This is a genomic window from Mycobacterium sp. SMC-16 (assembly GCF_046250085.1).
Taxonomy (GTDB): domain Bacteria; phylum Actinomycetota; class Actinomycetes; order Mycobacteriales; family Mycobacteriaceae; genus Mycobacterium; species Mycobacterium phocaicum.
This window is the reverse complement of record NZ_CP176427.1, coordinates 1,156,605-1,177,622: the sequence shown is the minus strand read 5'-3', so window position 1 is coordinate 1,177,622 and position 21,018 is coordinate 1,156,605. Positions and strand designations below refer to the sequence as shown.

Below are 21,018 nucleotides of genomic sequence, written 5' to 3'. Positions count from 1 at the left end.
CGCCAGCGTAAACGGCCGCCCTGAGAGCAGATCAAGAAACCGGCGCGAACTCCTGGACTTCTGCGCGACGGGCGGCGGCGAACCGCAAGTTCGGGTCTGCCACCGCGCCGTGCCGCAGCACCTCCCGGTCGAAGTTGTAGTTCATCGACATCACCCAGGGTCCTTGCGCGCCCTGCCGCGGCAGCGTGTCCGCCACGCGCTGCACGTATCCCGCCGCGAAGTCCAGCAGGGGCTTGGTCGCCATGCCTGCATCGTCGAACTCCGGCCGAACGCTGTCGAATCCGCGTTCGTCCATGTGGCTCAGCAGTCGGCAGAAGTGCTCGCACAGCAGGCCGACCTTGAGTGTCCACGACGAGTTGGTGTAGCCGAACGCGAAGGCGAAGTTCGGCACGCCCGACAGCATGATGCCCTTGTAGGCGACGGTTTCCGAGAGGTTCACCGCCTGACCATCGACGGTCAGCGTCATCCCGCCGAACAGCTGAACATTCAAACCTGTTGCGGTGACGATGATGTCGGCATCCAGGTGCTGCCCGGACTCCAGTTCGATGCCGGTCTCGGTGAAAGTCTCGATGCGGTCGGTGACCACCGTGGCCTTGCCGCTGCCGATCGCCTTGAACAGGTCGGCGTCGGGCACCGTACACAGGCGCTGGTCCCACGGCTTGTAGTCGGGGCTGAAGTGGGTGTCGACGGGATAGCCCGCGGGCAGCTCGCGGGCGTTGGTCCAGCGGATCAACCGCCGAGCGACGGCCGGGTACTTCTGGCAGAAGGTGTAGACCGCGCGCTGCCGGATGACGTTCTTGCGCCGGGCCAGCGCGTAGCCGCGGTCGGCGCCGAGCACGCGACCGGCCACGTTGGCGAACGCGTCTTTGGACGGCACCGGAAGGATGTACGTCGGCGACCGCTGCAGCATGGTGACGTGCGCGGCCTTGGCCGCCATCGACGGCACCAGCGTCACCGCGGTCGCCCCGCTGCCGATGATGACGACCTTCTTGCCGGTGTAGTCGAGGTTCTCGGGCCAGTGCTGCGGGTGCACGACCTGGCCGGCGAAGCGGTCGCGGCCCGGAAACTGCGGGGTGAAGCCCTGGTCGTAGCGGTAGTAGCCGCCGGCACAGAAGAGCCAGTTGGCGGAGATTTGCACCAGTTCGTCGGTGTCGGTGCGCTCGACGTCGACGAGCCACCGCGCGGTGCCGCTGTCCCACGCGGCACCCAGCACCTTGTGGTGGAACCGGATGTTGCGGTCGATGTTGTTCTCGCGGACCGTCTCTCGCAGATACGCGAGGATTTTGTCGGCGGAGGCGATGGCATCCTCGTCGCGCCACGGCTTGAACTCGTAACCGAAGGTGTGCAGGTCGGAGTCGGAGCGAATGCCGGGGTACCGGAACAGATCCCAGGTTCCGCCGGTCGCGCCGCGGGATTCCAGGATCGCGTACGACCGGCCGGGATGTTCCTGCTGCAGGTAGTAGGCGGCACCGATGCCGGAGATTCCGGCGCCGACGATCAGGACGTCGACCTGGGTGGTGTTGGCGGTGTGCTCCATTGCAGACTCCCTGTTGGCGGTGGTGGGCGTGGCAACAATGTTGGTGCCTGCCGGCCGCCGGCTGAAGGTCAAAACATCTCAGACTTCCCGATCACTGGTGCACTATGCACCAGCACGCTAGCCTGGCAGGATGGGCGCAACGGGGCCGTCACCGCAGGTACGCGACCTGATTCGACAGTGCGCGCAGGTGGTCGTCAACGCCCCCGCGGAATGGCTCGAGGAACTCGACCGGGCAGTTCTGGGCGCCAATCCGGCCATCGCCTCCGATCCTGAGCTGGCGGCGGCCGTCAGCCGGAGCAACCGCTCAAACTTGTTGTTCTGGGGTGCGGCCAACGTGCGCGAGCCCGGCGCGCCGGTGCCGCCCAACGCGGGCGCCGAGCCGATGAGCGTCGCCCGGGAAATGGTCCGGCGCGGCGTCGACTCGTACACCTTGGATGCCTACCGAGTCGGCGAAGGCGTGGCATGGCGACGCCTGATGGATATCGCCTTCGAAATGACCTCCGATCCCGCCGACCTACACGCGATGCTCGACGTCTGTTCACAGTCGATCAGCGACTTCATCGAGGCCACCCTGGCGGCCATCGCCACCCAGATCGAACTCGAGCGAGACGAGCTCACCCGCGGCAGCCACGCCGAGCGGCGCGCGACGGTCGCACTGCTCCTGGAAGGCGCTCCCATCCCCCGCCAGCGCGCGGAAAGCCGTCTGGCTTACGGACTCGGCGGCAGCCACACCGCAGCCGTCATCTGGACCGACGATCCGGGCAGCGACCTGTCTCAATTGGACCGTGCCGCCGAGGCTTTCGGACAAGCCGCGGGTGGCCGACCACTCAGCGTGCTGGCCAGTTCCGCCACCCGATGGGTGTGGGCACCCGGCCCTGTCGATGTCGACTCACTGACACATGCCGCCGGACGCGAGGTGCGGGTCGCGATCGGGCCGACGGGAGCCGGGGTCGACGGGTTCCGGCGCAGCCACTTCGATGCCCTCACCACGCAACACATGATGGCGCGGTTGCACTCGCCGCAGCAGGTCGCCGAGTTCACCGACATCGAGATGGTTTCGCTACTGACCACCAACGCCGATCGCGCCGCGGTGTTCGTCAAGCGGGTGCTGGGTGACCTCGAATCAGCGAGCCCCGAATTGCATTCGGCGGTGCGAATGTTCGTCCGCGAGCAATGCAATGTGTCCCGGGCCGCCGGCAGACTGTTCACCCACCGCAACACCTTGTTGCGCAGGCTTGCCCGCGCTGACGAATTGCTGCCCCGCCCGTTGGCCGACAACAGCGTCGAGGTAGGCGTCGCACTCGACGTGTTGCACTGGCGCGGTTGAGGTTTCACCGCCGGAGATATCCACTCGGTTTTGTCGCCCGGCGCTGTTACCGTTGATTCCGTGACTTTTCTGCATGACGACCAGCTCGCCGAGGTGTCTTCGACGCCGACGGCGGCTTTGTCGTACGCAGACACCGCCGGCTCCATAGCCCGGCACGAATCGAGTGAGCAGAGCAGCGTTTTCTGGCAGCTCATGCGCTTCCGCCGTCCTTCCGTCGCGGACGCAGGCGTGCGCCCCGGCCGCAAGCTCGCGCCAGAAGACAACTCTCACAAATTCCATATCTTTGCCGTCATCCCTGGCAGGAACGTCGCCTGACATTCCTGTAGTTCAGCGCACCCAATTGCATTGCACTGCAGCTGAATACGGAAGAATACCCACTGGACAGCACCGGGTTCGGTGCGCATCATTGACCACGCACCGGATCGATCCGGGCATGCAGTGCGGTACGAATCACCCTGCTCTGTAAGAACTTTGAGAACTCCATAGTGTTGGCATTCGCGCTCGTGGCGAAAACTTCGGCAGACGCGCCCGGCTCAAACCCGGGTGCCGGTAGCCCCGGCGTGCAGGTTCAAGTCCTGCCGAGCGCACGCATGCCCCGCTGGCCCAACTGGAAGAGGCACTGGATTTAGGTTCCAGGTGTTGGGGGTTCGACTCCCTCGCGGGGCACAACGGGCCGCTGGTCGCTCCAACCGCTGCCCAACGACAACAATCAGAAAGGAGGCACGCGGCATGAGGCATTTCCGACAACACAAGGCCAGTCACCGGGCCGTGGCGGTGTACAACGCCGACTACCGCGTGCTGACCCACGTGACCTGGCAGGAGGCGGTCCGGCTGCTGCTGCGGGGTTCGGTCTACGTGATCGAACGCCACAGCCCGGCCGTGCACATACACAGCCCCTCGACCGTGATCGAGCTGCCCGCATCCGTCGCGCTACATCAGTACGTCCACGTGCCGTACCGGCCGCACAACCGGGTCACCCGTGAGGGCGTACTGTCTCGCGACGGCTACACGTGCGGCTATTGCGGCGGCCATGGGGAGACTGTGGATCACATCGAGCCGGTGTCGCGAGGCGGGCAAGACACCTGGCTGAACCTCATTACGGCGTGCGCACCGTGCAACGGTCGCAAGGGTAACCGCACGCCGGAGGAAGCCGGGATGCGGTTGCTCTGGGAGCCCTACGAACCCCGTGATCGGGATCGCTACCGGGTCCCCGAGTTGGTTTGAAACCCGTTGGGCGGGGCGGAGGTCCATCACCTCTCGCCCCGCCACGACGGAGCACATTGCCCCGTAGCTCAACTGGCAGAGCAGCTCCCTGTTACGGAGTAGGTTGCAGGTTCGACTCCTGCCGGGGTAGCCAGGCGTGCGCGGCGACGCGGGAGTGTCGCGGCTGGCTGTAAACCAGCTGTCTTCGGGCACAAGGGGGTTCGAATCCCTCCGTACGCACCGATGACCCGTGGTGTAACCGGTAGCACTGCTGATTTTGGTTCAGCCGGTTCAGGTTCGAATCCTGGCGGGTCAACGACGGTCCGTTGGTGTAGCGGCAGCACACCTGGTTCTCAACCAGACGGCGGGAGTTCAACTCTCCCACGGACTACTCAGGAAGACAGCGCGCCGTGGTGGCGCATCCCGTTTCGAAAACGGGCGCGGGGCGCAAGCCCTGGGGTTCGACTCCTCTGTCTTCCGCTGTGTGCGATGCCGAAGCGGTCGAGGCCCCAGGTTGTGATCCTGGGCGAAGCGGGTTCGAGTCCCGTCGCACACCCCAACTTCGACAACGCCGCGGATTGCAGTCACCCACTGACTGCAATCCGCGGCACTAACCCAGTGTCCGGTAGCTCATCTGGTTAGAGCGCCGCCCTGATACGGCGGAGGCAGGTGGTTCGAGCCCACCCCGGACAACCTCGGAGGCGTGGCAGAACGGTAATGCAGCGGCTTGCTAAGCCGTGGCCGCTGTCCAGCGGTTGTGGGTTCAACTCCCGCCGCCTCCGCCAAATGCCCCTGTAGCTCAACGGAAGAGCACCTGCTTTCGACGCAGATGGCTGGGAGTTCGAATCTCTCCAGGGGCGCACATGCGCAGGTAGCTCAGTCGGTCAGAGCGCCGTCCTTATAAGACGGATGTCGCGGGTTCAATCCCCGTCCTGCGCACCCATGCGCACCCATGGGAAGCCCACGAGCAGTCTGGACCGACGCGCGAGCGTGCACACAGCTCGTCGGATCCGCGAAATGGGCACTCCACTCGCACACTCGCGAAGACCGCCGTAACCGCCTACTCGAACGCCGCGTCCAGATATCGCAAAGCATCGGCTTTCAGCACACCCAACGCCCGGGCGGTGTCGGCGAAGGCATTGGCCGCATCCACCATCGCCGCGGCAGCCGGGTCAGCGGCGGCCACGAAAGTTCCTGACCGTCCCCGGGTTTCGAGGACGCCGGCGGTCTCGAGTTCACGGTAGGCGCGGGCGACGGTGTTGGCCGCCATGCCCAGCGTGCCGGCCAGCTCGCGCACGGTGGGCAGCCGGGTGCCGGCGGGCAGCCGCCCAGTACGAATGGCGTCGATGATCTGCAGCCGCAACTGGTCGAACAACGGCCCCGCGTGCGGATCGAGGCGGACCCACTCACCGAAATCGGTCACCAGCCGAGTATGACCGACGACGAGGTGGCCCAGATCACCCAGAACCCGATAACGTGGTCCAATGCGGGTGACGGTGTTCAGCGGTGCGGGGATGTCCGCCGACAGTGGCGTGCCGACCTTCCGGGATGCCGAGACCGGCCTGTGGGCCAACACCGACCCCTACGAGATCTCCAGCTCGGACGCCTGGCGCCGCCACCCCGAGCGAGTGTTCGCCTGGTATCTGTGGCGCCATCACATGATGGGCAATGTGTCTCCGAATGACGGGCACCGGGCAGTCGCCGCATGGCAGGACTACACCGAGGTCGACATCGTCACCCAGAACATCGACAACCTGCATGAGCGGGCCGGCAGCACGCGGGTCCATCACCTGCACGGCAGCCTGTTCCACTTCCACTGCGACAGTTGCAAAGCCGAATTCGAAGGCACGTTGCCGCCGATGCCGGAGCCCGAAATCGCCATCGAACCGCCAGAGTGCTACTGCGGCGGCCTGATTCGGCCCAATGTGGTGTGGTTCGGCGAGAACCTGCCCTCCGACGCGTGGAACAACTCTGTCGCGGCGGTCAGCGCGGCCGACCTCGTCATCACCGTCGGTACATCGTCAGTGGTGTACCCGGCGGCGTCACTGCCGGAAGCCGCGGTGCAGCAGGGCATTCCGGTGATCGAGGTGAATCCGAAGCCGACCCCGTTCTCGGATCAGGCCACGGTGTCCCTGCGGGAAACGGCGGCCACCGCGCTGCCGACCCTGTTGCAGCGGTTGCCCGAACTGCTGCCGACCATCAAGCAGGCCTGACGGCGCGGCCCAGCGCCACCTCCGCCAGTGGCACCCAGCCCGGCAGCATCAGCACGCGCCGGGCATCGGCGACCTCGAATCCTGCACCGACGATGCTCCGCTCGGTTTCCCGGTGTGCGTGACAGTTGCCGGAAATCTTGGGCCAGAACGTCGAATCCAGGAATCGCTGCACCCGGCCACGCACCCCGCCGCTGGCGACGTGCTCGAAGTAGCGCAGCTCGCCGCCGGGCTTGAGCCGCGAATACATCTGCCGCAGCACACTTTCCGGCTCGTCGACCGAGCACAGCACCAGCGAGCACACCACGGCGTCGAAAAGGTCGTCGCCGTCGAAGTTCTCGACGGTCTCGGTGCGGACCGTCACCGGTACCGGCGCGGTCAGCGCCGCCTTCCGGGCCAGCGGTGCCAGCCGGACCTCCGGCTCGACAGCCACCACCTCGGTCACGGTGTCCGGGTAGAAGGCGAAGTTGGTTCCGGTTCCGGCACCGATCTCCAGCACCCGGCCGCGGAGTCCGGCCAGATTCTCCTGCCGCAGCCTGGTCATGAACTTGCGCTCGCGCGACGACATCGCGATCCACATGCGAGCGAAGAACGGGTTGTCCACCGAAGTGTCGGTCATCGTCAGGAACCTTTCAATCGCTCGACCAGCTGTTGCGGGGCCACGTCCGGTCCGCCCAGTCCTCTCACCATGCCACCGAGGCACGCGGCGCTGAGCACCCGGTCCGCGAACTCCTCGACATCGCCGAACGGCAGATACGGCCGCGAGATGAACAACGCCGCAAGACCATGCGCCACCGTCCACAACCCGAGCGCCGTCACTGTCACGTCGCCGGCCGGATAGCCGCCCTCGTCCATCAGGGCCTGTACCGAATCCCGCATGTGCACGAACGCCGCGGTGTTCAGGGCCTGGTCCACGTCGCTGTCCGGATGGCCCTCGGACATCATGGCGATCCGGTAGAGCTCGGGGTTCTGGCGGGCGAAGCGGACGTACGCCAGCCCTTGCGCGCGTAGCCGGTCGATGGTCGTCGGTTGCTCGGCAGCCACCTGCTGCATCACCTCGTCCAGCCGCTCGAAGTACCGGCCGCACACCGCGTCCAGCAAGGCGTCCTTGTCGGCGAAATGCAGGTAGATCGATGGCGGCGTGACGCCCACCCGCTGCGAGACCGACCGGATGGACACCTCCTTGGCACTGCCCGTTTCCAGCAGCAATTCGGTTGCCGCATCAAGGATTTCGTCGCGCAGCTGGTCCCCGGAACCGCGCGGGGCACGACGCCGTCTGGCCGTTGTCATCGGGTGCCACATACCGACGGTTCGGGCACCGATTCACTGATCCCGATGCGCTTGTGCAGCCGGGCCAGCGGCGCCGGCGCCCACCAGTTCCACCGTCCCATGAGGTGCATGAAGGCCGGTACCAGCACCGTCCGCACGAGGGTGGCGTCGACGAGGACGGCAATGGTCAGCCCGAGCCCGAACATGCGCATGAACGACACCTCGGCGGCGATCAGCGCGCCGAAGGAAATCGACATCACCAGAGCCGCCGCGGTGATCACCCGGCCGGTGTGGGCCAGGCCGAGGGCGACGCTCTCGTCGTTGTCCTGTTCGACGAGCCAGAACTCACGAATGCGGGCGACGAGGAACACCTCGTAGTCCATCGACAGCCCGAACGCGATACAGAACAGCAGCACCGGCATGTTGGAAGCCAACGTCCCGGTCGCGGTGGTGCCGAGCGCGCCGAGGTGTCCGTCCTGGAATATCCAGACCAGCGCACCGAATGCCGCGGTGAGCGAAAGAACGTTGAGCACAACGGCTTTCACCGGCAGCACCACGCTGCCGGTGAGCAGGAACAGCAGCCCGAGCGTGATGACGGCGATGACGGCCAGCACCCACGGCAACCGGTCGGTGACGGCCTGCACGCTGTCGTGACTGATCTGCGCGACGCCCGCCAACTGCACAAGCCGCCCGTCCGGCCCGCGCACCGCATGCACCGCATCGAGTTGCGCCTCGGACGCGTCCGAGAACAGCGGCGCGCTGCTGCCGATCGTCAGGAAGGCACTGCCGTCGACGATCGCCGCATTGGGACCGGCCGGGCCGACTTTTCGGCCGCCGACGAAAGTTCCGGTGGGAGAAGTCACTTCGGTGACAGCAGCGATGCGCGAGAGGTCGGCGGCATACGTGTCGAAGGCGGCCGGGCTCAGTCCGGCAGCGTCGGGAATGACGGCCGTGATGTCGGTCGCCGAGTTGTTGGCGAAGTCGTCGCGCAGCTGGTCCCCCAGTTGATGTGCGGAGGCCGTGGCCGGCAGTACCCGGTCGTCGGGGAAACCCCATTTCGCGCCGAGGAACGGCGCGCCCAGCACCAACAGCAGCGCGACGACGGCCAGACCGGCCGGCACCGAGCGGCGCATCACCGCCTTGGCGGTGCGGTAGAAGAACGTCTCCTGCACGGGTTTGGGCGTGGTGTCACGCCGGAAAAGATGCGGCAAGCTGAGGGCGTCGAGCCGGTCGCCGAGCAGCCAGATGGCCGCCGGCGTGACGATCACCGCGGCTGCCGCCGCGAACGCGACGGTCGCGATGCCAGCATAGGCGATGGAAGTCAGGAAGTACATCGGGAATATCAGCATCGCGGCCATCGAGAGCCCGACCGTGATCGCGGAGAACAACACGGTGCGTCCCGCGGTGACCATGGTGCGGATCAATGCCCGGTCCCGAGGCTGCCCTTCGGCCACTTCGTCGCGATAGCGGCTGATGATCAGCAACGTGTAGTCGATGGCGAGGGCCAGCCCGAGGGCCGTGGCCACGTTCAGCGCGAATACGGACACGTCGGTGAAGAACGTGATGGTGCGCAGCACCGCGAGTGTGCCGGTCATCGCCAGGCCGCCGACCAGGATCGGTAGCGCGGCGGCGACCAGTCCGCCGAACACCCACACCAGCACCAGGAAGCTGAGCGGCACCGCGATGGATTCCATCAGCATCAGGTCGTGTTCGGTCTGGGTGTTGATCTGGGAGTAGATGATCGCCCCGCCACCGGCCTTGACGGTGACACCGGGCCGGTCGTGGACCACTTGGTCGGCGAGCTCCTGGGCGTATCTCTGCGCGTTGTTCTCCCCGCCGTTCATGCCGGCGACGATCAACCCGGACTTGCCGTCCTTGCTGATCAGCTCGCCGGCCACAGCCGGCGGCACGGTCCAGGCCGAGGACACGTAGGCGACATGCGGCGAGGCCTTCAGGTGGTCGACGATGTCGCGGGCCGCCGCGGTGGCGGCCGGCCCGTGCACCCCGTCGGGCGCGGTGAGGGTAACCAGCATCGGCATGTCGCCCTGATGGAACTTGGTGGCCAGTAGCCGGCTTGCTTGCGACGACTCCGACTTCGGGTCCTGAAAACCGCCCGCCGGCAGGGTCTTGACGACCGGGACGCCGAAGATCGCCGCGGCGATCAGGACCAACCCAGCCACCGCCAGAATCCTCCTCGGCGCGGCGATGGCCAGCAACGCGATGCGATTCAGCATGCAATCCCCTTCTGCTAACGCCGCTAAGTTATCGGCGATAACTCAGGTTTGTCAATGGTTGCCCACCGTGGTCACGAGATTTATTGACGTCCGGTTCAGGTGACCGACCAGGCACGATCCCGGTGACGACAATCATGTTTGCTACTCGCCAGTGAACTAAGCCGCGATAGTGGGCCAGGACTGTGCATCAAGATCACCCGTGGCCTTGCGGAATGTGAGCTACCCGCGGGTCACTTAGGGGTCGGAGTAGGCCAACCTACCCAGCGGTAAGAATTGCCAACGTTTTCCGAATCGTGACTCAAAGATTTCTTAATAGCGACCCATAGCCTCATAGACATGTGGATCGACGACACCAACGCAGATGTCATCAAAGTAGATTTCGATGCCCTGTACCACGGGGACGTCCTGATCGAGGGTGACACGTCCGAGCAGTTCCCCGACCTCGCCGAGGCTGTCTGATTCCGCGGGTTCACCCGCGGGTCTGACGCCGAGCCGAAGCACGACGCCGCTGCGCACACATCGCGTGCGCACGCGAGGACCCGCCGGAGTGATTTCCAGCGTCAAAGCCGCCGACCGATACGGTCGGCGGCTTTTGTTGTCTCTGGGGCCCGGCCGCGCCGACGGCTACAGCCCCAGGTCGCGGCCGATGACCTCACGCATGATCTCGTTGGAGCCCGCCCAGATCTTGGTGACGCGGGCATCCTTCCACGCGCAGGCGACCCGGTATTCGTTCATGAAGCCGTAGCCGCCGTGGATCTGGACGCAGTTGTCCAGGATTTCGTTCTGCACCACCGAACTCCAGTACTTGGCCTTCGCCGCATCGACGGCGGTCAACTGGCCACTCAGGTGCGCCACCACGCAGTTGTCGACATAGGCCTGCGCCACATCGAGTTTGGTGACCATGTCAGCGAGAAGAAACTTGTTCCACTGCAGGGAGCCGATGGCCTGGCCGAACGCCTTGCGCTCCTTGGCGTACTCGACGGTGTCTTCAAGAATCCGCCGGACGTGGGCGAGGTTGGCCACGGCGACGCTGATCCGCTCCTGGGGCAGCAGCGTCATCATGTGGATGAAGCCCCGGTCGACCTCACCGATGATCGCCGACTCATCGACCCGGACGTCTTCGAAAAACAGCTCCGCGGTGTCCGCTTCGGGCTGGCCCACCTTGTCGAGCTTGCGCCCCCGCGTGAACCCCGGCATGCCCGTTTCGACAGCGAACAGAGTGATGCCCTTAGAGCCCTTTTCCGGCGCGGTTCTCGAGGCGACGATCACCATGTCGGCCTGGGTCCCGTTGGTGATGAACGTCTTTGAACCGTTGATGACATAGCTGGAACCATCCTTGACCGCGGTGGTCTTCAACGCGGCCAGATCCGATCCGCCGGACGGTTCGGTCATCCCGATAGCGGTGATCATCTCGCCGGTGCAGAACTTCGGTAGCCACCGCCGCTTCTGTTCCTCAGTGGTCAGCGTGACCAGATATGGTGCGGCACAGTCGTAGTGGATGGTGAACGCCGACGCGGCGGCGGCGCTGGAACGCGAAAGCTCTTCACACAGAACGGTATTGAAGCGGTAGTCCCCCGCGGCGCTGCCGCCGTACTCTTCGGGCACCTCGAGCCCCAGATACCCATTGCGGCCGGCTTCCAGCCACACCTCACGGTCGATGTAGCGCTGCTCGATGAATTTGTCTTCATTCGGCTCGATGTGGCGAGAGACGAATTCGCGCACCGAAGCGCGGAAGTCGTCGTGATCTACCTCGAACAAGCTGCGCTGCATATCAAAGTCCTTAACGCGGGCCGGGTCGCCTATGGCCAAAAGCTACCCCGCCGGCCGCCACCGAACGCAGTGAGGGCCGTGCCCCGGTGGGAGTCACGGCCCTCAGCGCATGAATTGCGGCTAGACGCCGGCGAGTTCGGCTTCGCCCGCGCCGAGCATCCGGGCCAGGCGGCCGGTGATAATCTCCTCGGCCTCGCCGACGATGCGGCTGATGAGCTCATCGCACGTCGGGATGTCGTGGATCAGGCCCATGACGGTGCCCACGGTCCAGATGCCGGCGTCGATGTCGCCGTTGTCGAACACCTTGCGGCCGCGCACGCCGGCCACGAGATCCTTGACGTCCTCGAACTGGCCACCATCGGCGAGAATCTGCACGACCTCACGCGAGACGACGTTGGACGCCACCCGCGCGGTGTTGTGCAGACTGCGGAAGATCAGCTCCGTGCCCCGCTCATCGCCGGCCACGATGGCTTCCTTGACGTTCTGGTGGATGCACGACTCGACAGTGCACATGAAGCGCGTGCCCATGTTGATGCCGTCCGCACCGAGCGCCAGGGCGGCCACCAGGCCGCGCGCGTCTCCGAAGCCGCCCGAGGCGATCATCGGGATCTCGATCTCCTTGGCCGCGGCGGGGATCAGCACCAGGCCGGGCACGTCGTCCTCACCGGGGTGGCCGGCGCACTCGAAGCCGTCGATGCTGATGCCGTCGACACCCAGGCTCTGGGCCTTGACCGCGTGGCGCACCGAGGTGCACTTGTGCAGGACCTTGATGCCGTTGTCGTGGAACATCGGCAGGTGCGGGCCGGGGTTGGAGCCGGCCGTCTCGACGATCTTGATGCCGGCATCGACGATCACCTGGCGGTACTCGTCATACGGCGGCGGGTTGATCGACGGCAGGATCGTCAGGTTCACGCCGAACGGCTTGTCCGTCAGGTCGCGGGTCTTGGCGATCTCGTTGGCCAGATCAGCCGGCGTCGGCTGCGTCAGTGCGGTGATGAAACCCAGACCACCCGCATTGGCAACGGCGGCAACCAGTTCCGCGCGACCGACCCACTGCATACCGCCCTGGGCGATCGGGTGCTCGACACCGAAGGCCTCGGTGAACTTCGTCTTGATGGCCATCAGCTCTCTCCCTATTACCGCGGGGCCATGCGGATCGCGCCATCCAAGCGGATGACCTCACCGTTGAGCATCGGGTTCTCGATGATGTGCTGCGCCAGGAACCCGTACTCGTCCGGGTCACCCAGGCGAGCCGGGTGCGGCACCTGCTGGCCCAGCGACTTCTGCGCCTCTTCTGGCAGCGAGCCCAGCAGCGGGGTCTTGAACAGGCCGGGGGCGATGGTGCAGACGCGGATCAGCTCACGCGAGAGGTCGCGGGCGATCGGCAGGGTCATGCCGACGACGCCACCCTTGGACGCCGAGTACGCGGCCTGGCCGATCTGTCCGTCGAACGCCGCCACGGAAGCGGTGTTGATGATGACGCCCTTCTCGCCGTCGACCGCCTCGGTCTTGGCGATGCGCTCGGCCGACAGCCGGATGACGTTGAAGGTGCCGATCAGGTTGACCTCGACCACCTTGCGGAAACCGGCCAGCGGGAACGCGCCGTCCTTGCTCAGGGTCTTGATGGCATTGCCGATACCCGCACAGTTGACGTTGATGCGGAGCGGACCCATCTCCTCGGCCGCGTCCAGCGCCGCACTGACACCGGCCTCGTCGGTGACGTCGGTGGCGACGAACTTGGCGCGCGGGCCCAGCTCGGCAACGACGTCCTCACCCTTGAGGTCGATGACGACGACGCTGCCGCCGGCGTCGAGCAGACGCTTGGTGGTCGCCAGGCCCAGGCCCGACGCACCGCCGGTCACGACGGCGACGGAATCTTTGATCTGCATTGATGCAATTCCCTTCTGGTTGGAAACTCAGGCCCAGTCGCGCAGGACCGACTCGGTGTCGGAACCGGGCGCGCGGGGCGGCGTCGGGGTGCCCGGCACGCTGCGGGAGAACCGCGGCGCCGGCATGGGCTCGAGGTTGTCGCCGCCGTCGGCGAACCGGAAGAACGTGTCGCGCTCGGTGATGTGCGGCTCGGTCTCGACCTCGGCGAAGCTCAGCACCGGCGTGGTGCAGGCATCCGAACCTTCGAAGACCTTGGCCCAGTGATCGCGAGTCTGCGCCTTGAAGGCGGTGGTGAAGATGTCGCGCAGCTCGGGCCAGCGGCTCACGTCCTGCTGCGCCGGCAGGGACGCCGGGTCCAGCTCCAGCTTGGCCAGCAGCTCGGCGTAGAACTGCGGCTCGATGGCGCCGACCGCCATGTACTTGCCGTCGGAGGTCTCGTAGGTGTCGTAGTACGGCGCGCCGGTATCGAGCATGTTGGTACCGCGCTCGTCGCTCCACATGCCCTGGCTGCGGAAGCTCCACATCATCTGCATGAGCACGCTGGAGCCGTCGACCATCGCGGCGTCGACGACCTGGCCCTTGCCCGAGGACTGCCGCTCCCACAGTGCGGACAGGATGCCGACCAGCAGGAACATCGAACCGCCGCCGAAGTCACCGGCCAGGTTCAGCGGCGGCACCGGGCGCTCGCCCTTGCGGCCGACAGCATGCAGCAGACCGTTGAGCGAGATGTAGTTGATGTCGTGGCCGGCCTGCAGCGCGCGCGGGCCGGTCTGGCCCCAGCCCGTCATGCGCGCATAGACCAGCTTCTCGTTGACCTTGGCGCAGTCCTCGGGGCCCAGACCCAGCCGCTCGGTGACGCCCGGCCGGAAGCCTTCGATGAGGACGTCGGCCTTGGCGATCAGGCTCAGAACCAGCTCGCGGCCCTCGTCGCTCTTCATATCGGCCGTGATGGAGCGGCGGTTGCGCAGCATCGTGTCGCGAGCCGGCATGGGCACGCCGGCGACCTTGTTGGGCCGGTCCACCCGCACGACGTCGGCGCCCAGGTCGCCGAGGATCATCGCCGCGTGCGGCCCGGGGCCGATGCCGGCCAGCTCGACAACGCGCAGTCCTTGCAGGGGTCCAGCCATCTTTTTACGCACCTCGTGTAGATCGAATTGATCCCAGTCGTATTGACCGCGACATAGCTTACTTGTATAACGAAGTCTGTCTAGTGCGGGCATCTGGCCCGCCCGTGAAACTGGGGTACTGAATGACTTACACCGGATCAGACGATCTGACCGTCGCTTTGGACGACGGCGTGTTGTCCGTGACGCTCAACCGGCCGGACACGCTGAACTCACTGTCGCTGGGAATGCTCGAACTCCTCGGCGACGCGGTGCTCCAGGCCGCGACGGATCCCGAGGTCAAGGTGGTGCGGCTGGGCGGCGCCGGTCGCGGCTTCTGCTCCGGCGCGGGCCTGAGTGCCGAGGACCAGGACGCCAAGCAATTCGATGCCGCAGCGGTTTTGAACGCCGCCAACCGGGCCGTCGCGGCGCTGGTGAACCTGCCCAAGCCCGCGGTCGCGGTGGTGCACGGCGTCGCCGCCGGCGTCGGGGTGTCGCTGGCCCTCGGGTGCGACATCATCCTGGCGTCGGAGAAGTCGTCCTTCCTGTTGGCGTTCACCAAGATCGGCCTGATGCCCGACGGCGGCGCCTCGGCTCTGGTTGCCGCCTCGATCGGCCGGGCCCGGGCGATGCGGATGGCCCTGTTGGCCGAGAAGCTGCCCGCATCCGAGGCTCTTGCCGCCGGGCTGGTGAGTTCCGTGCACGCCGCCGAGGAACTCGACGCCGAGGTCGACCGGGTGCTCGCGGCGCTCAAGTCCGGTCCGGCCGTTGCCCTGCGCAAGACCAAGCAGGCCGTCAACGACGCCACCCTGACCGAGCTGAACAACACCTTCGCCCGCGAAACCGCCGGGCAGATCCAGCTTTTGCACGCCGCCGACTTCCGCGAGGGCGTCGCGTCCTTCCAGCAGCGCCGGCTGCCCGTCTACTCCGACGTCTGACCCGTGTCGGTTGGCGCACCGAGCGTGCCCACAGATCGCCAGATTCGCCGATTTGACGCTCTGACTGCACCCTCCCGGCGCCGCGGGGGCCAGGCAACTTCGTGAGCGTGCCGTCAGGTCACCGAATCCATGAAATCGGTGATCTGACGGCACATTCGTCGCGCACGTCGTCGACCCGCCACACGCCCTTCGGCGGCTAAATCGCTTGACGGGCGCGGGACGATGGACTGGTGAGTTCCCAGTTCGACGTCGAAACGCCAGAACCGCGGACCACTGACCGCTGGCGGGTGTTCGCGCCCTTACGTTTCCGCGAATACCGTCTGCTCATCGCGGCCGTCTCGCTGTCCATCTTCGCCGAGGGCATGTGGACGGTCGTGGCCGCGCTGCAGGTCATCGCGCTGGACAACGATCCGGCCGCGCTGTCGCTGGTGGCGACCTGTCTGGGTACCGGCCTGGTGTGCTTCGTGCTGGTCGGTGGCATCGCGGCCGACCGGCTGAACCGACGAAACATCATCATCACCGTCGAGACCGTCAACCTCGCCGCGGTGACGGCCGTCGCCGTTCTCAGTTCAACTGGGGCGCTGCGCATTTGGCACATGGCGGTGGCGGCGACGTGCCTCGGCATCGCCGCAGCCTTCTTCTTCCCGGCATACAGCGCGCTGCTCCCCCGCATCCTGCCGGCCGAACAACTGTTGGCGGCCAACGGCATCGAGGGCGTGGTGCGCCCCGTGCTGCAGCAGGCGATCGGGCCGGCCGCCGCCGGCGTCCTCGTGGGGCTGACGTTCCCGAGCGTCGGCGCGACCACCGTCGCAGTGTTGTTCGCCGTCGGACTGGTCCTGCTGGTGGCCACCCGGCCCAGCGTCACCCCGGCCGACGGGGAACCGGTCGAGCACAAGCACGTGTTGCACGACCTGCGCGACGGTTTCCGGTTCATGACCCGCACGCCGTGGTTGTTGTGGACCCTGCTGGTCGCCAGCGTGTACGTGCTGGTGGTGCTGGGACCCATCGAGGTGCTGGTGCCGTTCATCGCCGAACGACGCTTCGAGGACGGCCCGCGTGCCTACGGTTTCATCATGGCCGGCTTCGGCATCGGCAGTGCCGTTGGCGCGCTTGCGGTTTCCGCAGCGCGGATGCCGCGGCACTACCTGACCGCGATGATGGTGATCTGGGGCCTGGGCGCGCTGCCCCTGGTCGTGGTCGGCAGCACGTGGTCGTTTCCGGTGATGCTGGCCGCGACGTTCCTCGTCGGCATCGGCGAGGGCGCCAGCATGGTGATCTGGGGAACGCTGCTGCAGATGCGGGTACCGACCGAGATGCTGGGGCGGGTGTCGAGTCTCGACTTCTTCGTCTCGCTGGTGTTCCTGCCGGTGTCCTACGCGATCGTCGGCCCGCTGTCGAAAATCGTTCCGATGCAATGGATTTTCGTGGTGTCCGGCGTCGTGCCGGCGGTGCTGACGGCCTTCGCCTGGGTCATCGCGAAGATGCGCGCCGACGAACTTGCCCATCCCCTGTGATTTGTGCACGATTTTCCGCGCTGCCCGCGGAAAATCGTGCACGAATCCCTGGTTCTAACCGCGGTGCAGCGTCAGCAGGTGCTCGTAAACCTGGCCGTTGATGCGGTTGTGGTTGATCTCGTCCTCGGTCAGCTCGCGGCGGATCTTGCCCGGCACCCCGGCGATCATGGTGCCCGGCGGCACCACGAAACCTTGCGGCACAACGGTTCCGGCCGCGACCAGCGACCCGGCGCCGATCGTCGCTCCATTGAGGACGATGGCCCCCATGCCCACCAGCGCACCGTCCTCGACGGTGCAGCCATGCAGGACCGCGTTGTGCCCGACGCTGACGCCGGCACCCACCTTGACAGGGAAGCCCGGGTCGACGTGCACTGTGCAGCCGTCCTGGATGTTGGAGCCTTCGCCGATCTCGATGGGCTCGAACTCGGCACGCAGCGTGGTGCCGTACCAGATGCTGGCCCGCTCGGCGAGCGTCACCTGGCCGAGCACCGATGCGGTCGGCGCGACCCACGACTCGTCGTGCAGCTGCGGGGCGTGGCCCTGGATGGGACGGATCAATGGTCCTGACATGCGGGCCATGTTAGGACGCATGCACCGACGGCCGAGAGCGTGGCGCAATCTGTGCGGTTCGTGTCGGTTCTGCCACTGGCCCGGGCTCTGCCCACCGGCCAGAGTGGTGCGGTGACGCTCACCTCGACGACCGCGCCGACTCGCGCCGCATGGACGGTGGCCGCCGTCAGCTTCCTCGCCATCCTGGCCGCCGCCGGTTTCCGGGCGGTGCCCGGCGTGCTGATGACACCGCTGCACCACGAGTTCGGCTGGTCGCACGCCACCGTGGGCCTGGCGATGTCGGTCAACATGACGCTGTTCGGAGTCACCGCCCCCTTCGGGGCGGCCCTGATGGACCGGTTCGGCGTCCGGCCGGTGCTGACGGTGGCGCTGGGGTTGATCACGGCCGGTTCGGCGCTGTCGGTCCGGATGACGACCGGCTGGCAGCTGGTGGCGTGCTGGGGCGTATTGGTCGGCATCGGCACCGGATGCATCTCGATGGGATTCGTGGCGACCGTCGCCACCCGCTGGTTCGACGAGCGCCGCGGCCTGGTGACGGGCGTGCTGACAGCGGCCAGCGCCACCGGGCAGCTGATCTTCCTGCCGCTCGTCGCCGAGGTCGCGACCCGCCACGGCTGGCGCTGGGCCTGCCTCACCGTCGCCGCGGCCGCGTTCGCGGTCATCGCACCCGTCGTCATCGTCATGCGCCACCATCCGCCCGCACCCACCGCGGCACCCGCGAACGGCTTCCGGTCCGCACTGGACGGGCTCGTCATCGGGGCCCGGGTACCGGTGTTCTGGCTCCTGGCCGGCAGCTTCGCGATCTGTGGCATGACGACCAACGGGCTCATCGGCACCCACTTCATCCCCGCGGCGGGCGACCACGGCATGCCGACGACCGTCGCGGCGGGCCTGCTGGCCACCATTGGCGTCCTCGACGTGGCCGGCACGGTCTGTTCGGGCTGGCTCACCGACCGCGTCGATCCGCGACTCCTGCTCACTGTGTATTACGTCGGACGCGGGATTTCGCTGATGCTGCTGCCTTCGCTGCTTTCTCCGCACGCCGACCCGGGCACCTGGGTGTTCATCGTCTTCTATGGCCTGGACTGGGTTGCCACAGTGCCGCCCACGATCGCGCTGTGCCGCGACTACTTCGGTGATCGGTCCCCCGTGGTGTTCGGCTGGGTGTTTGCCGCGCACCAGGTCGGCGCCGCGGTCGCAGCGGCCGCAGCCGGCTGGCTTCGTGATCTACAAGGTAACTATGACCTGGCGTTTCAACTGGCGGCCGGCTTGTGCGCGGTCGCCGCAGCGCTGTGCTTCAGCGTACGAAAAGTGCAGGTCAGAACCACTTGAGTAAAACGGACCGCCGGTAGCTGATTTTGCTGTTTCACAGCGCCAGCCATTACCATTCGACGGGCGCCACGCCCCGGATGGGGTCTCCCCGGTCGGGCGGGGTGCGCGTCATGAACAGCTGAGGAGCCGAACCATGAAGACTCGCACCAGCAGATTTCTGGGCGTAACCGCGGCCGTCGCCGCCCTGACCGCATCGCTGCCGCTGGCAGTGTCCGCATACGCGGACCCGCCGCCGCTGCCGCCGCCGACCAACAAGACGGTGGACCCCCAGGGCCCCGGCTGCGACAAGGTCAAGGCAGGCATGCCCGACCTGAAGACGTTGGTCAACAAGCCGGTGAGCCAGGTGCTGGCCGCGATTCCGGCGATCAGCACGTTCAACTCGGCGGTGTCCGGTGGCCTGAACCCCGCCGTGAACATCACCAGCGTGCTGGACAACGGCCCGTACGTGGTTTTCGCGCCCACCAACGAGGCCTTCGCGGCGCTGGATCCGGCCAAGCTGGAGGCCCTGAAGGCCGACCCGGCCGCGCTGACCAGCCTGGACTACTACCACGTCTTCCTGGGCGTGCTGGGCAATGACACCGTCAAGGGCCAGCGCCCGACGCAGCAGGGCACCCAGATCAAGGTGACCGGCGACGGTGGCGACATCAAGGTCAACGACACCGCCAAGCTCGTGTGTGGCGCCATCGAGGCGAGCAACGCCCGCATCTACGTGATCGACACCGTGCTGGACATGGCGGACGCCCCGGCCCCGGTCACCGCCGCGGGTAGCGAGACCTCCACGTCCTCGACGTCGGCCACCACTACCACGTCGACCTCCGCGGCTCCGAGCGCCGCCGAGTCGACGTCGGCGGCCCCGACCACCACGTCGGCCGCGCGCTAGTCAGACAAACGAAATCGGCGCCCCCGCACCACGTTGTGCGGGGGCGCCGATTGGTTTTGTGCGGGGCTACAGGCCGCGTCGGCGGTGCCGACTACAGACCGAGGTCGCGGCCGATGATGTCCTTCATGATCTCGGTGGTGCCGCCGAAGATCGTCTGGATGCGGGCATCGCAGTAGTCGCGGGCGACGCGGTACTCCATCATGTAGCCGTAGCCGCCGTGCAGCTGCACGCAGCCGTCGATGACCTTCTTGGCGGTCTCGGTGCAGAACCACTTGGCCTTGGCTGCCTCGACGGCCGACAGGTCGTCGTCGAGCACGCCCTCCAGGCACCGGTCGATGTACCGCTCGCACACGTCGAGTTCGGTGTCCATCTCCGCCAGTAGGAACCGGTTGTGCTGGAAGCTGCCGATCGGCTGCCCGAAGGCCTTGCGGTCCTTGGCGTATTGCAGTGTCTGGCGCCAGGATTCGCGCGCGCCGGCGATCGCCGAGATCGCGATGCCGAGCCGCTCGGACGGCAGGTTCTGCATCAGGTGGTAGAAGCCGCGGCCTTCCTGGCCGAGCAGGTTCGCGTGCGGTACCCGCACGTTCTCGAAGTGCAGCTCCGAGGTGTCCTGCGCGTGCAGACCCATCTTGTCGAGCTTGCGACCCCGCTCGAAGCCTGCCATCCCGCGCTCGACGACCAGCAGCGTGAAGCCCTTGTGCCCGGCTTCGGGATTGGTGCGACACACCACCACGACGAGGTCGCAGTTGATGCCCGACGAGATGAAGGTCTTGGAGCCGTTGATGATCCAGTCGTCGCCGTCGCGCACCGCCGAGGTACGGATGCCCGCCAGGTCGCTGCCGGCGCCGGGCTCGGTCATCGCGACAGCGAGGATCAGCTCGCCGCTGGCAATGCCCGGCATCCACCGCGCCTTCTGCTCGTCGTTCGCGAGGTGCTTGAAATACGGTGCGACGACGTCGTTCTGGAGACTCAGCGACGGCGCCGGGCCGCCGTAACGAGCCAGCTCCTCGTCGATGACGGCATTGAAGCGGAAGTCATCGGACCCGCCACCACCGAACTCCTCGGGCATGTTGAACCCGATCAGGCCATACTTGCCGGCGGCGACGAACGCCGACCGGTCGACCATGCGCTGCTCTTCCCACTTCTCGGCATTGGGGACGAGCTCACGCTCGATGTACTGCCGGGTGGATTCCCGGAGCGCCTCATGCTCCGCTTCGAATACTGTCCGCTTCACGATTTCT

General features: G+C 66.5%; 20 protein-coding genes and 12 tRNA genes. 21 read left to right on the top strand and 11 right to left on the bottom strand.

Going from position 1 to position 21,018, the window contains the following annotated elements; translation table 11 throughout:
- Positions 1 to 31 precede the first annotated feature (31 nt).
- Positions 32 to 1,537: a flavin-containing monooxygenase gene (locus ACJEIK_RS05795; protein WP_409431174.1), complete on the bottom strand. Its 1,506-nt coding sequence runs from the start codon at positions 1,535 to 1,537 to the stop codon at positions 32 to 34.
- Positions 1,538 to 1,667: 130 nt separating this feature from the next.
- Here ACJEIK_RS05795 and ACJEIK_RS05790 point away from each other — a divergent pair, with 130 nt between their 5' ends.
- From ACJEIK_RS05790 to ACJEIK_RS05720, 15 genes are all read left to right on the top strand, one after another.
- Positions 1,668 to 2,864, top strand: coding sequence for a PucR family transcriptional regulator (locus tag ACJEIK_RS05790; protein WP_409431173.1), 1,197 nt, complete (start codon positions 1,668 to 1,670; stop codon positions 2,862 to 2,864).
- Positions 2,865 to 2,924: 60 nt separating this feature from the next.
- Complete coding sequence (locus ACJEIK_RS05785) at positions 2,925 to 3,179, top strand: hypothetical protein (protein ID WP_293018584.1); 255 nt, start codon at positions 2,925 to 2,927, stop codon at positions 3,177 to 3,179.
- Positions 3,180 to 3,361: 182 nt separating this feature from the next.
- Positions 3,362 to 3,451: transfer RNA gene (locus tag ACJEIK_RS05780), tRNA-Leu, on the top strand.
- Positions 3,452 to 3,456: 5 nt separating this feature from the next.
- Positions 3,457 to 3,530 (top strand) — tRNA-Leu (locus ACJEIK_RS05775).
- A 63-nt stretch (positions 3,531 to 3,593) separates the two neighbouring features.
- Positions 3,594 to 4,088, top strand: a complete 495-nt coding sequence (locus tag ACJEIK_RS05770; protein ID WP_409431172.1) for an HNH endonuclease — start codon at positions 3,594 to 3,596, stop codon at positions 4,086 to 4,088.
- Positions 4,089 to 4,145: 57 nt separating this feature from the next.
- Positions 4,146 to 4,221, top strand: a tRNA-Asn gene (locus ACJEIK_RS05765).
- A 1-nt stretch (position 4,222) separates the two neighbouring features.
- A tRNA-Tyr gene (locus tag ACJEIK_RS05760) sits at positions 4,223 to 4,307 on the top strand.
- 4 nt (positions 4,308 to 4,311) lie between these two features.
- A tRNA-Gln gene (locus tag ACJEIK_RS05755) sits at positions 4,312 to 4,383 on the top strand.
- Positions 4,384 to 4,387: 4 nt separating this feature from the next.
- A tRNA-Glu gene (locus tag ACJEIK_RS05750) sits at positions 4,388 to 4,458 on the top strand.
- Between the two features lie 4 nt (positions 4,459 to 4,462).
- Positions 4,463 to 4,547 (top strand) — tRNA-Ser (locus ACJEIK_RS05745).
- A 2-nt stretch (positions 4,548 to 4,549) separates the two neighbouring features.
- A tRNA-His gene (locus ACJEIK_RS05740) sits at positions 4,550 to 4,626 on the top strand.
- Positions 4,627 to 4,686: 60 nt separating this feature from the next.
- A tRNA-Ile gene (locus ACJEIK_RS05735) sits at positions 4,687 to 4,760 on the top strand.
- 4 nt (positions 4,761 to 4,764) lie between these two features.
- Positions 4,765 to 4,852: transfer RNA gene (locus tag ACJEIK_RS05730), tRNA-Ser, on the top strand.
- Positions 4,853 to 4,855: 3 nt separating this feature from the next.
- Positions 4,856 to 4,927, top strand: a tRNA-Arg gene (locus ACJEIK_RS05725).
- A 5-nt stretch (positions 4,928 to 4,932) separates the two neighbouring features.
- A tRNA-Ile gene (locus ACJEIK_RS05720) sits at positions 4,933 to 5,006 on the top strand.
- Between the two features lie 121 nt (positions 5,007 to 5,127).
- Here ACJEIK_RS05720 and ACJEIK_RS05715 read toward each other — a convergent pair.
- Positions 5,128 to 5,490, bottom strand: coding sequence for a GntR family transcriptional regulator (locus ACJEIK_RS05715; RefSeq protein WP_226520914.1), 363 nt, complete (start codon positions 5,488 to 5,490; stop codon positions 5,128 to 5,130).
- A gap of 61 nt (positions 5,491 to 5,551) precedes the next feature.
- Here ACJEIK_RS05715 and ACJEIK_RS05710 point away from each other — a divergent pair, with 61 nt between their 5' ends.
- Positions 5,552 to 6,280: an NAD-dependent deacylase gene (locus ACJEIK_RS05710; RefSeq protein ID WP_226520913.1), complete on the top strand. Its 729-nt coding sequence runs from the start codon at positions 5,552 to 5,554 to the stop codon at positions 6,278 to 6,280.
- Here the strand turns inward: ACJEIK_RS05710 and ACJEIK_RS05705 are convergent.
- Genes ACJEIK_RS05705 through ACJEIK_RS05695 form a run of 3 tightly spaced genes read right to left on the bottom strand, consistent with a single transcriptional unit; the run spans position 6,267 to position 9,780 of the window.
- The gene (locus ACJEIK_RS05705; RefSeq protein WP_226520912.1) at positions 6,267 to 6,896 is read right to left on the bottom strand and encodes a class I SAM-dependent methyltransferase; all 630 of its coding nucleotides are present in this window, start codon (positions 6,894 to 6,896) and stop codon (positions 6,267 to 6,269) included. The two genes, ACJEIK_RS05710 and ACJEIK_RS05705, sit on opposite strands and share 14 nt — an antisense overlap.
- A 2-nt stretch (positions 6,897 to 6,898) precedes the next feature.
- Entirely contained in the window at positions 6,899 to 7,567 is a 669-nt protein-coding gene (locus tag ACJEIK_RS05700; protein ID WP_409431171.1) for a TetR/AcrR family transcriptional regulator, read from the bottom strand.
- Positions 7,564 to 9,780, bottom strand: coding sequence for an MMPL family transporter (locus ACJEIK_RS05695; RefSeq protein ID WP_409431170.1), 2,217 nt, complete (start codon positions 9,778 to 9,780; stop codon positions 7,564 to 7,566). Before ACJEIK_RS05695 ends, ACJEIK_RS05700 begins: the two co-directional genes overlap by 4 nt.
- Positions 9,781 to 10,116: 336 nt before the next feature.
- On the opposite strand from ACJEIK_RS05695, the gene ACJEIK_RS05690 reads away from it, so the two are divergent.
- Complete coding sequence (locus ACJEIK_RS05690; RefSeq protein ID WP_020099274.1) at positions 10,117 to 10,239, top strand: hypothetical protein; 123 nt, start codon at positions 10,117 to 10,119, stop codon at positions 10,237 to 10,239.
- 165 nt (positions 10,240 to 10,404) lie between these two features.
- On the opposite strand, the gene ACJEIK_RS05685 is transcribed toward ACJEIK_RS05690, so the two are convergent.
- The 4 genes from ACJEIK_RS05685 to ACJEIK_RS05670 form a co-directional block, all read right to left on the bottom strand.
- Entirely contained in the window at positions 10,405 to 11,550 is a 1,146-nt protein-coding gene (locus tag ACJEIK_RS05685) for an acyl-CoA dehydrogenase family protein (protein WP_409431169.1), read from the bottom strand.
- A 120-nt stretch (positions 11,551 to 11,670) separates the two neighbouring features.
- On the bottom strand, positions 11,671 to 12,672 hold the full coding sequence (locus tag ACJEIK_RS05680; RefSeq protein WP_293018595.1) for a nitronate monooxygenase family protein: 1,002 nt from the start codon (positions 12,670 to 12,672) through the stop codon (positions 11,671 to 11,673).
- 14 nt (positions 12,673 to 12,686) lie between these two features.
- Positions 12,687 to 13,439 (bottom strand): 3-hydroxyacyl-CoA dehydrogenase, encoded by a 753-nt coding sequence (locus ACJEIK_RS05675; protein ID WP_226520909.1) that lies wholly within the window; start codon positions 13,437 to 13,439, stop codon positions 12,687 to 12,689.
- 27 nt (positions 13,440 to 13,466) lie between these two features.
- A complete protein-coding gene (locus tag ACJEIK_RS05670) occupies positions 13,467 to 14,567 on the bottom strand; it encodes a CaiB/BaiF CoA-transferase family protein (protein WP_318986253.1) in 1,101 nt (366 codons plus the stop codon).
- 122 nt (positions 14,568 to 14,689) lie between these two features.
- On the opposite strand from ACJEIK_RS05670, the gene ACJEIK_RS05665 reads away from it, so the two are divergent.
- Together ACJEIK_RS05665 and tet(V) are read left to right on the top strand one after the other, a co-directional pair.
- On the top strand, positions 14,690 to 15,481 hold the full coding sequence (locus tag ACJEIK_RS05665) for an enoyl-CoA hydratase (protein WP_318986254.1): 792 nt from the start codon (positions 14,690 to 14,692) through the stop codon (positions 15,479 to 15,481).
- A gap of 230 nt (positions 15,482 to 15,711) precedes the next feature.
- Positions 15,712 to 16,995 (top strand): tetracycline efflux MFS transporter Tet(V), encoded by a 1,284-nt coding sequence (tet(V), locus tag ACJEIK_RS05660; protein ID WP_409431168.1) that lies wholly within the window; start codon positions 15,712 to 15,714, stop codon positions 16,993 to 16,995.
- 54 nt (positions 16,996 to 17,049) lie between these two features.
- Here tet(V) and ACJEIK_RS05655 read toward each other — a convergent pair whose 3' ends face one another.
- Positions 17,050 to 17,565 (bottom strand): gamma carbonic anhydrase family protein, encoded by a 516-nt coding sequence (locus ACJEIK_RS05655; RefSeq protein ID WP_409431167.1) that lies wholly within the window; start codon positions 17,563 to 17,565, stop codon positions 17,050 to 17,052.
- Positions 17,566 to 17,676: 111 nt separating this feature from the next.
- On the opposite strand from ACJEIK_RS05655, the gene ACJEIK_RS05650 reads away from it, so the two are divergent.
- Positions 17,677 to 18,897 (top strand): MFS transporter, encoded by a 1,221-nt coding sequence (locus tag ACJEIK_RS05650; RefSeq protein WP_318986282.1) that lies wholly within the window; start codon positions 17,677 to 17,679, stop codon positions 18,895 to 18,897.
- A 133-nt stretch (positions 18,898 to 19,030) separates the two neighbouring features.
- A complete protein-coding gene (locus ACJEIK_RS05645) occupies positions 19,031 to 19,777 on the top strand; it encodes a fasciclin domain-containing protein (protein ID WP_226520904.1) in 747 nt (248 codons plus the stop codon).
- A gap of 91 nt (positions 19,778 to 19,868) precedes the next feature.
- Here ACJEIK_RS05645 and ACJEIK_RS05640 read toward each other — a convergent pair whose 3' ends face one another.
- Positions 19,869 to 21,011, bottom strand: coding sequence for an acyl-CoA dehydrogenase family protein (locus ACJEIK_RS05640; protein WP_318986256.1), 1,143 nt, complete (start codon positions 21,009 to 21,011; stop codon positions 19,869 to 19,871).
- Between the last annotated feature and the right edge of the window lie 7 nt (positions 21,012 to 21,018).